15 protein-coding genes are annotated in these 13,459 nt (G+C 64.4%); 5 read left to right on the forward strand and 10 right to left on the reverse strand.

What is annotated here, in order from left to right; genetic code table 11:
* Nucleotides 1–18 precede the first annotated feature (18 nt).
* Entirely contained in the window at nt 19–666 is a 648-nt protein-coding gene (locus tag P6U29_RS36945; protein WP_407115044.1) for a glutathione S-transferase family protein, read from the reverse strand.
* 281 nt (nt 667–947) lie between these two features.
* On the opposite strand from P6U29_RS36945, the gene P6U29_RS36950 reads away from it, so the two are divergent.
* The 3 genes from P6U29_RS36950 to P6U29_RS36960 all read left to right on the forward strand — a co-directional run bounded on the left by P6U29_RS36950 (nt 948) and on the right by P6U29_RS36960 (nt 3,185).
* On the forward strand, nt 948–1,736 hold the full coding sequence (locus P6U29_RS36950; RefSeq protein ID WP_407115045.1) for an SDR family NAD(P)-dependent oxidoreductase: 789 nt from the start codon (nt 948–950) through the stop codon (nt 1,734–1,736).
* Between the two features lie 128 nt (nt 1,737–1,864).
* Nucleotides 1,865–2,302: a hypothetical protein gene (locus P6U29_RS36955; protein WP_407115046.1), complete on the forward strand. Its 438-nt coding sequence runs from the start codon at nt 1,865–1,867 to the stop codon at nt 2,300–2,302.
* Between the two features lie 535 nt (nt 2,303–2,837).
* Nucleotides 2,838–3,185, forward strand: coding sequence for a hypothetical protein (locus tag P6U29_RS36960; protein WP_407115047.1), 348 nt, complete (start codon nt 2,838–2,840; stop codon nt 3,183–3,185).
* A 113-nt stretch (nt 3,186–3,298) separates the two neighbouring features.
* Here the strand turns inward: P6U29_RS36960 and P6U29_RS36965 are convergent, their stop codons facing one another.
* From P6U29_RS36965 to P6U29_RS36980, 4 genes are all read right to left on the reverse strand, one after another.
* Nucleotides 3,299–3,712, reverse strand: coding sequence for a VOC family protein (locus P6U29_RS36965; protein ID WP_407115048.1), 414 nt, complete (start codon nt 3,710–3,712; stop codon nt 3,299–3,301).
* 33 nt (nt 3,713–3,745) lie between these two features.
* Complete coding sequence (locus P6U29_RS36970; protein WP_407115049.1) at nt 3,746–4,285, reverse strand: SRPBCC family protein; 540 nt, start codon at nt 4,283–4,285, stop codon at nt 3,746–3,748.
* A 128-nt stretch (nt 4,286–4,413) separates the two neighbouring features.
* Nucleotides 4,414–5,700: an RNA polymerase sigma factor gene (locus P6U29_RS36975; protein WP_407115050.1), complete on the reverse strand. Its 1,287-nt coding sequence runs from the start codon at nt 5,698–5,700 to the stop codon at nt 4,414–4,416.
* Entirely contained in the window at nt 5,697–6,065 is a 369-nt protein-coding gene (locus P6U29_RS36980; protein ID WP_024337611.1) for a YciI family protein, read from the reverse strand. The genes P6U29_RS36975 and P6U29_RS36980 overlap by 4 nt, the downstream gene beginning before the upstream one ends.
* 140 nt (nt 6,066–6,205) lie before the next feature.
* Between P6U29_RS36980 and P6U29_RS36985 the strand changes: the two genes are divergently transcribed.
* Entirely contained in the window at nt 6,206–7,171 is a 966-nt protein-coding gene (locus tag P6U29_RS36985; protein WP_407115051.1) for a 2-hydroxyacid dehydrogenase, read from the forward strand.
* A 137-nt stretch (nt 7,172–7,308) separates the two neighbouring features.
* On the opposite strand, the gene P6U29_RS36990 is transcribed toward P6U29_RS36985, so the two are convergent.
* On the reverse strand, nt 7,309–8,016 hold the full coding sequence (locus P6U29_RS36990; RefSeq protein WP_407115052.1) for a TetR/AcrR family transcriptional regulator: 708 nt from the start codon (nt 8,014–8,016) through the stop codon (nt 7,309–7,311).
* A 106-nt stretch (nt 8,017–8,122) separates the two neighbouring features.
* Here P6U29_RS36990 and P6U29_RS36995 point away from each other — a divergent pair, with 106 nt between their 5' ends.
* On the forward strand, nt 8,123–8,767 hold the full coding sequence (locus tag P6U29_RS36995) for a glutathione binding-like protein (RefSeq protein WP_407115053.1): 645 nt from the start codon (nt 8,123–8,125) through the stop codon (nt 8,765–8,767).
* A 51-nt stretch (nt 8,768–8,818) separates the two neighbouring features.
* Here P6U29_RS36995 and P6U29_RS37000 read toward each other — a convergent pair whose 3' ends face one another.
* From P6U29_RS37000 to P6U29_RS37015, 4 genes are read right to left on the reverse strand one after another with little or no spacing between them, the layout of a single operon-like run.
* Nucleotides 8,819–10,123, reverse strand: a complete 1,305-nt coding sequence (locus tag P6U29_RS37000; RefSeq protein ID WP_407115054.1) for a TRAP transporter large permease — start codon at nt 10,121–10,123, stop codon at nt 8,819–8,821.
* A 31-nt stretch (nt 10,124–10,154) separates the two neighbouring features.
* Nucleotides 10,155–10,748, reverse strand: a complete 594-nt coding sequence (locus P6U29_RS37005; RefSeq protein ID WP_407115055.1) for a TRAP transporter small permease subunit — start codon at nt 10,746–10,748, stop codon at nt 10,155–10,157.
* Nucleotides 10,749–10,758: 10 nt separating this feature from the next.
* Entirely contained in the window at nt 10,759–11,760 is a 1,002-nt protein-coding gene (locus P6U29_RS37010; RefSeq protein ID WP_407115056.1) for a TRAP transporter substrate-binding protein, read from the reverse strand.
* A gap of 38 nt (nt 11,761–11,798) precedes the next feature.
* Nucleotides 11,799–13,457 carry a hydantoinase B/oxoprolinase family protein gene (locus P6U29_RS37015; RefSeq protein WP_407115057.1) on the reverse strand — a complete coding sequence of 553 codons (1,659 nt, stop codon included), beginning with the start codon at nt 13,455–13,457 and terminating at the stop codon, nt 11,799–11,801.
* Between the last annotated feature and the right edge of the window lie 2 nt (nt 13,458–13,459).

Raw genomic sequence — 13,459 nt, forward strand, 5'->3', positions numbered from 1 at the left:
GGCATCAGCGGGGAAATCTCACCCCTCCTTAGGGAACATCCCGAGATAGGGCTCGGCTTCGCGCAAGACCCGCACCACCGATGGACGTACTTTCAGCCGCTCGAGGTAGCTGGAGATATTGGAGCGGTCAGCGCCGATCGGCTCAACGTTGTTGGCATAGAACAAGGCGGGCAGCGCCGAACAGTCCGCGAGCGTGAACGCTTCTCCCATCGCGTAAGGTCCGGTTCGCTGATCAAGCATTGCATAGGCGGAGCGGATGCGGGCTCGCGCCGCTTCCACACCCAATGGATCTTTCTTGTCGTGCGGACGCAGCCGATCGCCAACGATCTGCTGCATCGGCATGTGGACGTAGAGATCATAGAGGCGGTCGCACAGACGAGTCCGCAGCGCGAGGTCCGGGTCCGTTGGTATCAAATGCGTGCGGCCAGGATAATGACGGTCGAGATATTCGATGATGATGCTGGACTCCGGCACCGTCTCGCCTCGCGCTGCGTCCACCAGCACCGGGAACTTGCCGATCGGCCAGAGCTTCAGAAAGGCCTCGCGCTCTCCGGGATTGCCCAGATCGACCGGATTCGGCGTGAACGACACATCGGTGTCGTAGAGCGCGATCAGCACCTTCCAACAAAACGAGGACAGCGGGTGGAAATGCAGGGTCAGAGACATGGCTACTCCTGATATGGCTGGACCGGATATGGCTGGACCGGTATCAGCGCTCCGTCAGAAGACGAACTGATCCTTGGCGCGCCGACACGGCGCTGGAGAAATCTCACATTAGCTCGTCTCCCGGATGCGGCGCAGCGACGCGCCATTTTCCTACCCCGCCGCCGTCCGATCGGCCGTGCCAGAGCCGTTCGATCAGGGCCTTTCTTACCGGAACGGAAGCGAAGTAAAAGGCGCTGGCCGCCCGTGCGGCTTCCGTTTCCGCCAGAAGGACAGATCAGCCAATGCCGCAAGCCCCGCAAAAAGTCGCCCTCGTCACCGGAGCCGCACGCGGCATCGGGCTTGCGACCGCGAAGAAGTTCCTTTCCGAGGGCTGGCGCGTGGCGCTGCTCGATATCGAGGGCGACCTGCTCGGCCGCGCGGTCGCCGAAATCGGCCAAAGCGAGGCGACGCTGGCGCTGACCTGCGATGTCTCCGACGCAGCCGCAGTCAGCGCCGCGATGACGACGATCGAGCTGCGGTTCGGCCGGTTGGATGCGCTGGTCAACAACGCCGGTATCGCGGTGTTCGCGCCACTGATGGAGACGTCGGAGGCTGACTGGTGCCGCGCGCTCGAGGTCAATCTCACCGGACCGTTCCTCTGCACCAAGGCGGCGGTGCCCTTGATGCGCGACGGCAATGGCGGCGCCATCGTCAACATCACCTCGATCTCGGCAGTGCGCGCCTCGACCCTGCGCTCGGCCTACGGCACCAGCAAGGCGGGCCTTGCGCATCTGACAAAACAGCTCGCGGTCGAGCTCGCCTCCCTCAACATCCGCGTCAACGCGGTCGCGCCGGGACCGGTCGACACCGCGATGGCGAAGCAGGTGCACACCAAGGAGATCCGCGCCGATTATCACGACGCCATCCCGCTCAACCGGTACGGCTTGGAGGAGGAACTCGCGGAAGCGATCTACTTTCTGTGCTCGGAGCGCGCGAGCTACATCACCGGACAAATTTTGGCCGTGGATGGCGGCTTCGATGCGGCGGGTATCGGCCTGCCGACGCTGCGCGGGCAGAGGCGCAACGGGTAGGCAGGGAAATTGTAGGGTGGGCAAAGACGCGCAAGCGCCGTGCCCACCACTTCTCCGGATTTGGGTGCCAATGGTGGGCACGCTACGCTTTGCCCACCCTACGATGTCGAATGTTCGGAGAGCGCTCCATGCAACGCATCACCTTCCTCAAAGCCTTGACGCTTACATCCGCGCTGCTCGCCGTCACGCCCGCCGCGGCCGAGATCCGCATCATCCAGTCTCCGGGCGGACAGGTCGGGCCGTTCCTCGATCTGTTCGAGAAAGTGCGCGAGAGCGGCGAGCGCGTGGTGATCGACGGTCCATGCCTGTCCGCTTGCACGCTGGTGCTCAGCATCGTCCCGGGCGAGCGCATCTGCGTCACCAAGCGCGCGGTGCTCGGTTTCCATGCCGCGCGTTCGGTAGACCGGCACGGGCGCTTCTATGCCGAGCCGGAGGCATCGGTCGCGGTGCTTGCCGCCTATCCCGGCCCGGTACGCGACTGGATCAGCCGCCGTGGCGGCCTGAACTCACGGCTGCTGCTGTTGAAGGGGCGCGATCTCGCCGCGATCTATCCGCGGTGTCGCTGACGAAGCTGGCAGCTGCCACGCGTGTGATGTGAATGAGAGCTGGGAACCGCGTCACATCGAAGGCGATTTGCCTGGCTGGTCCGAGGCCATACGCCATGTTCGCTGCGCTCGCATGCAGCGTACGCACCGGGCGATCTGCGCCATCAGGCACTGGCTTCGTTCAGAAGAGATTCTGTATCATCGGTACCAGCTTTGCGCTGGCGCAGATGAGCATTCCCCAAAGAGCAAAATTGATCTGTAGCGCCGCCGCCATCGGTCGCTCCCCTTGCAAGTGACGTCCATCCCAGTTTTGTAACTTTTATGAATCACCAATAGCGATTCTGGCGTGCAGATTACAGCCCAATATTGCGCCAATTGTTGTGCGATGCAGCTGGTTTCGCGAAGCGGCCTCACTGCGCCCGCAAAGTAATGCGAAAGTACGACTCACATTCGGCCATGCCGGCAAATTTGTTTTGCCTTGAGTTCCATCGAACTGACGTGGTGCGCGTGTCTCACGCGGATTCTGTGCGTCGTATAGGCAGCGAAGGCCCATGGCATGATTCGATACGTCTTCATCCTGCTCACTCTTTGCACAGCGCTGATCGCGTGCGCAGGCGCTCCAGCGCAGGAACGTCGCCCCATCGCGTGGGATGGTCTTGGCAAGGATCCGAACCGTCCTCATGTCGCGAAGCGGCGCGTCACGGAGCGCGCACCCGCGGCAAGTGATCCCAATCAGGAGCGGGAAAGAGTGCTCGGCACTTTGCGCCCATATTCCGAGGCATGGTGGGCGGTCCATGACGAAATACAGGCGGAGAACGACAGGCAGCTCGGCAGCAAGCTCGTGATCTGCCCGCGCTGCGTGGAGCCGTCGCCGCGCGAGGACGTCACTGGATCGATCCGGTGAGAGGACAGGCGGCCGATCGGCACGTGCCGTAGCGGGTCCATGCATGTCCCCTCTCCCGCAGCATTCGAGAGAGGGGATCGCAGCTCAGCGGACCGCATGCGCCGTTGCGCCCGTCACATTCCCTCCGCGGGGCAGTTCACCATCCAGGGAATGCCGAACTTGTCGACACACATGCCAAAGCCCTTGGCCCAGAAGGTCTTGCTGAAGGGCATGGTGACGCTGCCCGCGTCGGCGAGCGCGTTGAACTTACGCTCGGCATCCGCGAGATCCGTGACGGTGAGCGAGATCGAGAAGCCCTGCGGCTTCTGAAAATGCTCGGGCGGCGCGTCGGAGGCCATCAATACGCTGCCGTCGGGCAGCGACATCCGCGCATGCATGATCATTTTCTCGCGGCCGGGTGCGGCTGGCATGTCCGGCGGCGCCTCCGAAGCCCGCATCATTGCATCGATCTTGCCGCCGAGAACCTTGGCGTAGTAGTTGAACGCCGCCTCGCAGGTGTCCTGATAGAACAGATAGGGATTGAGCATCGTTTCTCTCCTCTTCTTCGTTCGCAGTGAGACCTATTGCTTCTCGGTGAGCTTCTTCAGGCCGGCGAGGCCTGCCTCGAAATCCCTGCCGATCATGTTGTCCATGTTGATGAACACCTGCATCAGCTTGGACAGGAACGGAGCCGGACCGTACATCGCCCATGTGACGAGTGTGACATCGCCTTGCGGCACAAAGGTGAACTCGGCGACATTGTGCCCTTCAAACGGCCGCTCGAAATCCAGCTTGATGCGGAGCTTGGAGGAGCCGTCCGCTCCCAGGATCTCCATATGGCCGGCACCGACATTGTTGTTGCCGTCCCAGGCATAGGTCGCCCCCTTTCCCGCCGCGGTTCCGCCGAACGTCCGCTTCATGGCGGGATCGCGCCCCTCATAGGGCGACCAGGCGGTCCAACGGCGGAAATCGGCAACTAGCGGATAGATCGCATCGGCCGGCGCCTTCAGCGCGAGCGAGCGTTCTACACGGAACGCGTCGGGCTTCGTCAGGGCAAAGACGAGGACCCCCGCAATTCCGAGCGCAAGTACGATGGCGATGATGGCAATGGCTTTCAGCATGAATGGCTCCCTGGATACGGGATTAAGACGAAGGGGCACGGCAGGGGCCGACAGGAGCAGATGAGATTTTTCTTGCCCGTCATTCCGGGATGGTCCGAAGGAACCAGACCCGGAATGACGGTGAGCCATCACTTCGCCTTGGCGCTTTCCTTCGGCTTCGGCTGGCTATCCCGGATCAACCGGTCGAGATGCATGCGGATGTGGGCGGCTTCGGCCGACGTATTGGCGAGCGCGATGGCGCGGTCGAAGGCGATGCGCGCATCGTCGTTGCGGCCGAGCTGCATCAGGAAGGCGCCGCGCACGCCGTAGAAATGGAAGTAGTTGGCGAGCTTCGGCGCCAGCGGCTCGATCAGCTCGAGCGCGGCCTGCGGCCCGCGCACCTTGGAGACCGCGACCGCACGGTTGAGCGTCACCACCGGCGAGGGCTGCACCACTTCGAGCGCGCCATAGAGCAGATCGATCTGGGTCCAGTCGGTCTCCTCCGGCGTCGCGGCGCGCGCATGCAGCGCGGCGATCGCGGCCTGGATCTGGTAGGGACCGCTGCGGCGGTGGCGCATGGCCTTGTCGATCAGCGCGAGGCCCTCCGCGATCATGGTGCCGCTCCACAAGGAACGATCCTGATCCTCCAGCAAAATCAGCGATCCGTCCTCGGCAAACCGCGCGGCGCTGCGCGCGTGTTGCAACAGAATCAGCGCCGTCAGGCCCATGATCTCCGGCTCGCTCGGAAACAGCCGCAGCAGCAGCCGCGCCAGCCGGATCGCCTCCTCGCACAGCGGCTTCCTGATTTCGGCGGTGTCGCCACTCGCCGAATAGCCTTCGTTGAAGATCAGGTAGATCATCGCCGCGACGCCGGCGAGCCGCTCGGAGCGCTCGACCGCGCCGGGCGCCTCGAACGGCGTCCCGGCCCCGGCGACCTTCGCCTTGGCGCGGGTGATGCGCTGCTCCATCGCGGCCTCCGAGACCAGGAAGGCGCGCGCGATCTGCTTCACCGTGAGGCCGGAGACGATGCGCAACGCCAGCGCGATCTGCTGCGTTGCAGGCAGCTGGGGGTGGCAGCAGATAAACATCAGCCGCAAGATGTCGTCGCGATAGTGCGAGCCGTCGAGCCGCTCGGCGAGTGCGCCTTCGGCGTCGTCGAGATCGGAGATCGCCTGGTCGTCCTCCGGCAGCGGCTTCTGCTTGCGGGCGCGCCGCACCTCGTCGATCGCGACGTTGCGGCCGACCATGATCAGCCAGGCGGCGGGATCGCGCGGCGGGCCGTTCTGCGGCCAGGTTTTCAGCGCGCGCAGGCAGGCGTTCTGAAACGCCTCCTCTGCGGTATCAAGATCGCGGAAATAGCGCAGCAGCGCGCCCACCGCCTGGGGTCGCGCCGAGGTCAGCGCCGTCTCGATCCAAGCGGTGTCGGCCTCGCTCACGTCAGATTTCCTCCGGGCCGGAACACGCCGACGGGACGCACCTCGTAGGCGCCACCGGGATTGGCGGCTCCAAGCTCGCGCGCGACGTCGAGCGCGTCGTCGAGGTTCTTGCAGTCGACGATGTAGAAGCCGAGCAGCTGCTCCTTGGTCTCGGCATAAGGACCGTCGAGCACCAGTGGCGGATCCTCCTTGCGCAGCGTCGCCGCCGCGGTCGTCGGCAGCAGCCGCGCCACCGGGCCGAGCCGGCCCTGCTTGGTGAGCTTCTCCTGCACCACGGCGAGCTTCTTCATCACGGCCTCGTCCTGGTCCTTGCTCCAGGAGCCGACGAAGTCCTCATCGTGATAGCAAAGAATAGCGTAAAGCATGGGCGGCACCTTCCTCGTCTGTTCTGAAGACGCGCCAATATGCCCCGCCCCGACAGGGCTGCGGAAAAAATTTGCAAGAAAAATCCGGCAGATCGTGCCAAGGAGGGTCCTTCTCAAGCGGAACCTAAGAGGCACTTCGAATGACCATGGGCACACTGGCCGTCCTGATCAACAGCACGCAGCAAAACTGGCTGCCGGAGCGCTGGAAGGCCCGCTTCGATTCGGTCTGCGGCGGCCGCCGCGTGGTGCTGCTGCCGGACGCTGGGCTCGATCCGGCGGAGGTGCACTATGCGGCGGTGTGGAAGCCGGTGCCGGGCGATCTCGGTGCGTTCCCCAATCTGCGCGCGATCTTCAATCTCGGCGCCGGCGTCGACGCGCTGATGGCGGACAAGAGCCTGCCCGATGTGCCGCTGGTGCGCGTCGCCGTGCCCGATCTCACCAATCGCATGACCGAATATGTCGTGCTGCACGTGCTGATGCATCACCGCCAGGAGCTTTACCTCAGGCAATCGCAGCGGGAGAAACGTTGGGAACCAAAATATCAGTGGCCGGCGAGCGCGATCACGGTCGGCGTCATGGGATTGGGCACATTGGGCGCCGATGCGGCCGACGTGCTGCGGCGGCTCGGCTTCCGTGTCGCCGGCTGGAGCCGCAGCCCGCGGACGATCGACGGAGTCGAGTGCTTCCATGGCCCCGCCGGAATGGACGCGTTCCTGCGCACGACCGACATTCTGGTCTGCCTCCTGCCGCTGACGCCTGACACGCATGGCGTCCTCAACCGCGACGTGTTCACAAAGCTCCATCGCAACAGCCCGCTCGGCGCGCCCGTGCTGATCAATGCCGGCCGCGGCGGGCTGCAGAACGAAGCCGATATCCTGGCCTGCCTCGACGACGGCATGCTGGGCGCTGCCTCGCTCGACGTCTTCGTGCAGGAGCCGCAGCCGAAGGACAGCCGGTTCTGGACCCACCCGAAAGTGGTGCTGACCCCGCACAATGCCGCCGACACCGATGCCGACGCGATCTCGGCCTATGTCGCCGAGCAGATCGCGCGGTTCGAGGCGGGCGGCGCGCTGGAGAACGTGGTCGATCGGGGAAGGGGATATTGAGCGCCGGATTTCGCGAACCCTGGCGCTTCAGACTCGGTGTCATCGCCGCGAAGGCGGGAATCCATAGCCGCAGGTAGAAGTCGTAAGGCGAGCAGGCAAATCCGGATCTTCGCCGCAGTCTTCCTGTGGTTATGGGTTCAGGATCTGCGCTCCGCTTCGCTGCGCTTGTCCGGAACGACAGCCTGGCTTTTGGCACCCAACATCACATCGATCGCACCCTTCACGATCGCCTCCAGCTCCTTGCGCGGGACGCGGGCGCGCGAGCGGATGGCGATGGTGTGGATGGTGGCGGAGGCGATCTGGGCCAGCGCGATTGGATCGGCGCTCTCCGACAACTCGCCTTTCTCCTTGGCGCGGCGGAAGCAACTGGCAAAAGCCTTATCGAGTCCGGTGAGACCGTCGAGTACCATGGCGCGGATCTCGGGATCGCCAACAGCCTCGGACGCCGCGGTCACGACCGTGAAGCAACCGCGCGGTCCGGTGTCGCCGGACAGATAGATGTCGAGCGCGGATGCGTAGATGCGCTCCAGCCGCTGGCGCAGTGGCATCTCCTGGCGAAAGATCTCGACCATGGAAGCGCCGGCCTCATCGCGATAACGCTGGTAGCTCTTGATGTAGAGCTCGCGCTTGTCGCCGAAGGCGCCGTAGAGGCTCGGGCGATTCATGCCGGTTGCGGCGCTGAGATCGTCGAGCGAGGTGGCCGCGAAGCCTTGCTTGCGGAACAGGTCGAGCGCCTTGCCAAGCGCGATATCAGGCTCGTAGGCGCGGGGACGGCCGCGGCGCTTAGGTTCGCCGCGGTGCTCGGACTGATTGGCAGCAGCTGGCGGCTTTGATTTTTGTACCATCTCGCAAAATAATCCTTGACCGAGCTCATATTATGCAAGATGGTACAAAAATCAATCTGGCCAGGTTGAGCGACACCCCAAGAGGAACTGCCCAAGGAGGTTACAGATGGATCTCTATTTCTCGCCGCTCGCCTGCTCGATGGCCACACGCGTCGCGCTGTATGAGGCCGGCGCCGAGGCGAACTATCTCGAAGTCGATCCGCCGACCAAGAAGGTCTTGAACGACGGCTCCGACTTCCGCACCATCAATCCGATCGGCCTCGTGCCAACGCTGCGCACCGATGACGGCGTGGTGCTGACCGAGAACGCCGCGATCCTGCAATATGTCGCGGACCGTTTTCCGCAATCCGGCCTCGGCGCGAGCGCCGGCATCGAGCGCACGCGGCTGCATCAATGGCTCTGCTTCATCGGCACCGAGCTGCACAAGGGCCTCTTCATTCCCGTGCTCGACCGCAAGGCACCGCAGGAGACAAAGGCTTATGCGCTCGAGAAGTACCTGTCGCGGCTCGATTACCTCGACAATCACCTGAAGGGGCGCGACTTCCTGCTCGACGATTTCAGCGTGGCCGATGCCTATCTCGTCACGGTCATCAACTGGACCATGGCGACACCGCAGATCGAGCTTGCGAAATGGCCGAACGTCAAGGCGTATTACGAGCGGCTGCGTCAGCGGCCGTCAATTGCGAAGGCGATCGCCGAAGAGTTCGAGCTGTACAAGGCCGAGCAAGCGCGGAAAAAGGCGGCGGCGTAAGGCTTGGAAATGGAAACGCCGTCCCGGCCGTGCAGCCGGGGCGGCGCAAAATTATCCGTAAAGCATCCGAGGCAGTATCGTGACGATGCCCGGCCAGAGCGTCAGCAGCAGCACGAAGCCGACCATGATCATCAGGTACGGCATCGTGACGCGCGCGATGTAGCCGAGGCCGTCCTCGGTCAGGCCCTGGATCACGAACAGGTTGAAGCCGACCGGCGGCGTGATCTGCGCCATTTCGACGGCGAGCACGAGGAAAACGCCGAACCAGATTTCGTCGAAGCCGGCGCCCTTCACGATCGGCAGCACGATCGGCAGCGTCATCACAATCATCGAGAAACCGTCGAGGAAGCAGCCCAGCACGAGATAGAAGACGATCAGCGCCACGATCAGCATGAAGGGCGACAGGCCCAGCCCCTTGACGAAGGCGGCCACCGCCTGCGGAATGCCGAGGAATGCCGCCGCATTGCCGAGGATCGAGGCGCCGAGCACGATCAGCGCGATCATCGAGCAGGTGACGACCGAGCCGATGAGCACGTCGCGCATCACCTGCTGCGACATCGAACCTTGCGCCCATGCGACGAGCCCCGCGCCGAGCACGCCGACGGCCGCAGCCTCCGAAGGCGTTGCGAGCCCGCCATACATCGAGCCGAGCACGCAGGCGATCAGGAACAGCGCCGGCGCGAGGTCCTTCAGCGCGGCGAAACGTTCGCCCCACGGGACCTGCGAAAGCTTGGCTTCCGTCTCCGGGACCATCCTGCCGTTAAGGCTCGTGTGCAGCATCACCCAGGCCATGAAGGTCGCGGCCAGCAGAAATCCCGGCAGCACGCCGGCCGTGAACAGTTTCAGGATGGAGACATCGCCGAGCACGCCGTAGATGATCATGATGTTGGACGGCGGGATCAGGAAGCCGAGCGTGCCGGCACCGGCCAGCGAGCCGATCGCGATGTCGCGGGAATAGCCGCGGCGCAGCAGCTCGTTGAGCGACATGCGGCCGATCACCTGCGTGGTCGCGGCCGACGAGCCGGAGATCGCCGCGAAGATGGTGCAGCCGATCACGTTCACATGCAGCAGGCGGCCGGGCAGCAGACCGGCCCACGGCGCCAATCCCTGAAACAGCGAGCGCGACAGGCGGGTGCGAAACAACAGCTCGCCCATCAGGATGAACAGCGGCAGCGCCAGGAGCTCCTGCGTGGTCAGGATGTTCCAGGCGTATTGCGGCAGCAGCTTGTCGAGTGGGATCGAGCGGAACATCGCGAGCAGCAGCGTCGCGGTGAGCGCAAGCGTGAGGCCGATCCAGACGCCGCAGGCCAGCAGCGCAAACAGGATCGCAAAGAGGGCGAGGACTTCGATGGTCATGCGATCTTGAACTCGGGAGCGGGCAAAGCGGTCATTCGACGGGGGAGGCCTTCATTCGGTGATCCTCCAGCGGCAGGCCCAGCGCGGCCTGGATCGCGCGCGCCAGGAACTGGAGCGTCAGCAGCAGCATGCCGAAGGTGACGACGGCTTGTGGAAACCACAGCGGCGTATCGCTCGAGGTCGAGACCTGGCCACGCACGAACGCGCTCCAGGCGAATTTCGCCATGGCCGAGGTCAGGAACGCCATGAAGGCGAAGCCGGCGGCCGCCGAGAGAATCTCGAGCGCGCGCTGGACCGGCACTGGTGCGTTCTTCAGGAGTAGCACGACGCGGATGTGGCCGCCGACGCGCAGGGTCATGGCGGCGCCGAAGGTGAAGGACGCCGCCATCAGGTAGGACGAGTATTCCCAGGCGATCGAGATGGTCGGCGGGAAGAACGGCAGGAAGTTCGAGAGGAAGCGGGTTGCGACCTCGCACAGCATCAGCAGCGTCAGCATCAAGAGACACCCGCCGCCGATCCAGCCGTCGAGCCGGCCGAGGCGATCGATGCCGTCGAGGACGATGCGCAGCGGCGCGGGCGCCGCTGCATTGAGGCTCTGCGGTGCTTCGGGCGAAACGCTCACCACTATCTCGCCCTCAGCCGCGCTTCATTTCGGCGAGATAGGCCCGCACTGGCTTGTCGGCCGCCGGCACGCGCTTGAGGAAGGCGTCGAGCTGCGGCGCGGTCTTGGCCCGGATGTCCGTCATCATCGCGTCCGAGACCGGTACCACCTCCATGCCGCCCTCCTTGAGGCGGTTGAGGCTGTCGATATCGGCCTTGAGCGAGTTCGCCCAGAAGCCCGGCTCCATCTTGGCCGCGATATCCGCGACGAGTTTCTGCTGATCTGCGGAGAGTGCCTTCCAGGAATCGAGATTGACGGTGAGCATCTGCGACGACCACACATGGTTGGTCGGGTAGACGTATTTCAGGAATTCCCAGAACTTGCCGTCGACGCCCGACACCGACGAGGTGGAAACGCCGGCCACCGCGCCGGAGGCGAGCGCGGGGATCGTCTCGCCCCAGGGGATCATCACGGCCGCCATACCGATCGCGTTCAGCATATCGACCGCGTTCTTGTCGGGCACGCGGATCTTGATGTTCTTCAGACCCTCGACGTCGGAGACCTTGGCTTTGAGGTGCAGATACTGCGTCGGCCATGGCACGACATAGAGGATCTTCTGGTTGTTGCGCGCGGCGATCTTCTCGTATTCGGGCCGCACATATTTGTGCAGCACCTTGAGCTCGTCCACGGAGCCGCACAGGAACGGGATGCTCTCGACACCCATGAACGGCTCGTCGCCGACCTGCTGGATGTTGAGGACGTCTGCGAGCGGCACCAGGCCGTCGCGCACGGCGCGCAGATGCTCGGGGCCCTTGAAGCCGAGCTGGCCACCCGCCTTCACGGTGATGACGACCGCACCGCCGCTCTGCTTCTTCATTTCTTCAGCGAAGGCCATCGCGTTCTGGGTGTGGAAGTTGCCGTCGGGCCAGACCGTCGACATGTCCCAGCTTGTCGTCGCCGCCCGCGCACGGGTCGAGATGTGGCCTGCGGCGAGCAGCGTCGCTGCGCCCGCGGTGAAGTTCCGTCGCGTGATCATTGCTCCCCTCCGTTCGCTATACCCGACGCCGAATGGCGTCACCGCCCATATCCATAAACTGAAGCCGCATTGTCGGCAGACACGAGGCCGCTTTCCATGTCGTCCTTGATCGCTGCCCGATCGCGCTCGGTTGGCGCACCGATGCCGGCGCCGCCGGGCGTCAGCACCACGAGGCGATCATCCGGAGGCACCTGCTGAAAGCCCTTGCCGCGCAGCTTCTTCCCGGATTTCAGGCCGACATAGCCGGGCTCGCCGTCCCGGCCGCCATCGCGCCCGCGCGGCGGATGATCGATGCGGTCGAACGCAGCGAGAATGTCGAACGGCGCATCGACGCCGCTGCCGACTTCGATGATCTGGCCGAGGCCGCCGCGGGTGCGCCCTGCCCCGCCGGAATCCGGACGCAGCTCCTTGCGCCAGAAGATCAACGGCGTCTGTGTTTCCGCGATCTCCACCGGCGTGCCGCGCACGCCGCTTGGATAAGCGGTCGCCGACAGCCCGTCCTTGCCGAAGCGCGCGCCGGTGCCGCCATTGGAGGTGACCGCCATGGAGAACCCGTAATTGCCGCCGACGCCGCTTCGCGTCTGCCCGCGCACGTTGAGATTCCACAGGCACGAGGTGCCCTCCGCCGGCACGCGCTCGGGAATGATCTGGCGCAGGCAGCCGAACACGACGTCGGGCAGCATCTGGCCGATGACGTGGCGCGAGGCGACCGGCGCGGGCTTCGGCGCATTGAGGATCGCGCCCGCCGGCGCCGAGACCGTCAGCGGCGAGAGCGAGCCGGCATTGTTCGGAATCTGTGAGGCGACGACGCAGCCGAGGCCGAACACGGTGTAGGCGGTGGTGTAGGACAGCGGCACGTTGATGCCGAACTTCGAGGCCGCGGAGGTGCCGTCGAAATCGACGTGAATGCCTTTGTCCGAGATCGTCAGCGTCGCGGCCAGCGTCACCGGCGCATCATAGCCGTCGACCACCATGGTGTTGCGCCAGCTGCCTTTCGGCAGCTTGGCGATCTCGGCCAGCACGGCCTCGCGCGAGCGATCGCAGATGTAATCGCCGAGCTCGTCGAGCGTGTCGATGCCGAACTCGGTCATCATCTCGACCAGGCGCTCGCAACCGACGTCGTTGCAGCCGGCGAGCGAATAGGTGTCGCCTTCGGTGTCGATCGGCAGCCGCGTATTGGTGCGGATCATCGCCATCAGCGTCTCGTTGACGACGCCCTGGTCGATCAGCTTCAGCATGGGGATGTAGAGCCCCTCCATGAACACGTCGGTGGCGTCAGGCCCGAAGCCGATGCCGCCGATGTCCATGAGATGGCTGGTGCAGGAGAACAGCGCGACGACCTTGCCGTCCTTGAAGCAGGGCGTGGTCACCACGAAATCGTTGAGATGGCCGGTGCCCATCCAGGGATCGTTGGTGATGTAGGCATCGCCCTGCTTCATCGTCTCGATCGGGAAGTGATTGATGAAATGCTTGACCGATTCCGCCATCGAGTTGACGTGGCCGGGTGTACCGGTCACCGCCTGCGCCAGCATCCGCCCCCTGAGGTCGAACACGCCGGCCGAGAGGTCGCCGCATTCGCGCACGATCGGGCTGAACGCGGTGCGGAGCAGCACCTGCGCCTGCTCCTCGACCACGGCGATCAGCCGGTGCCACATAATCTGAAGGTCGATCAGGCTCGCGCCATTTGCCTTGCTCATGA

The organism is Bradyrhizobium sp. LMG 9283, from assembly GCF_045571415.1.
GTDB lineage: Bacteria > Pseudomonadota > Alphaproteobacteria > Rhizobiales > Xanthobacteraceae > Bradyrhizobium.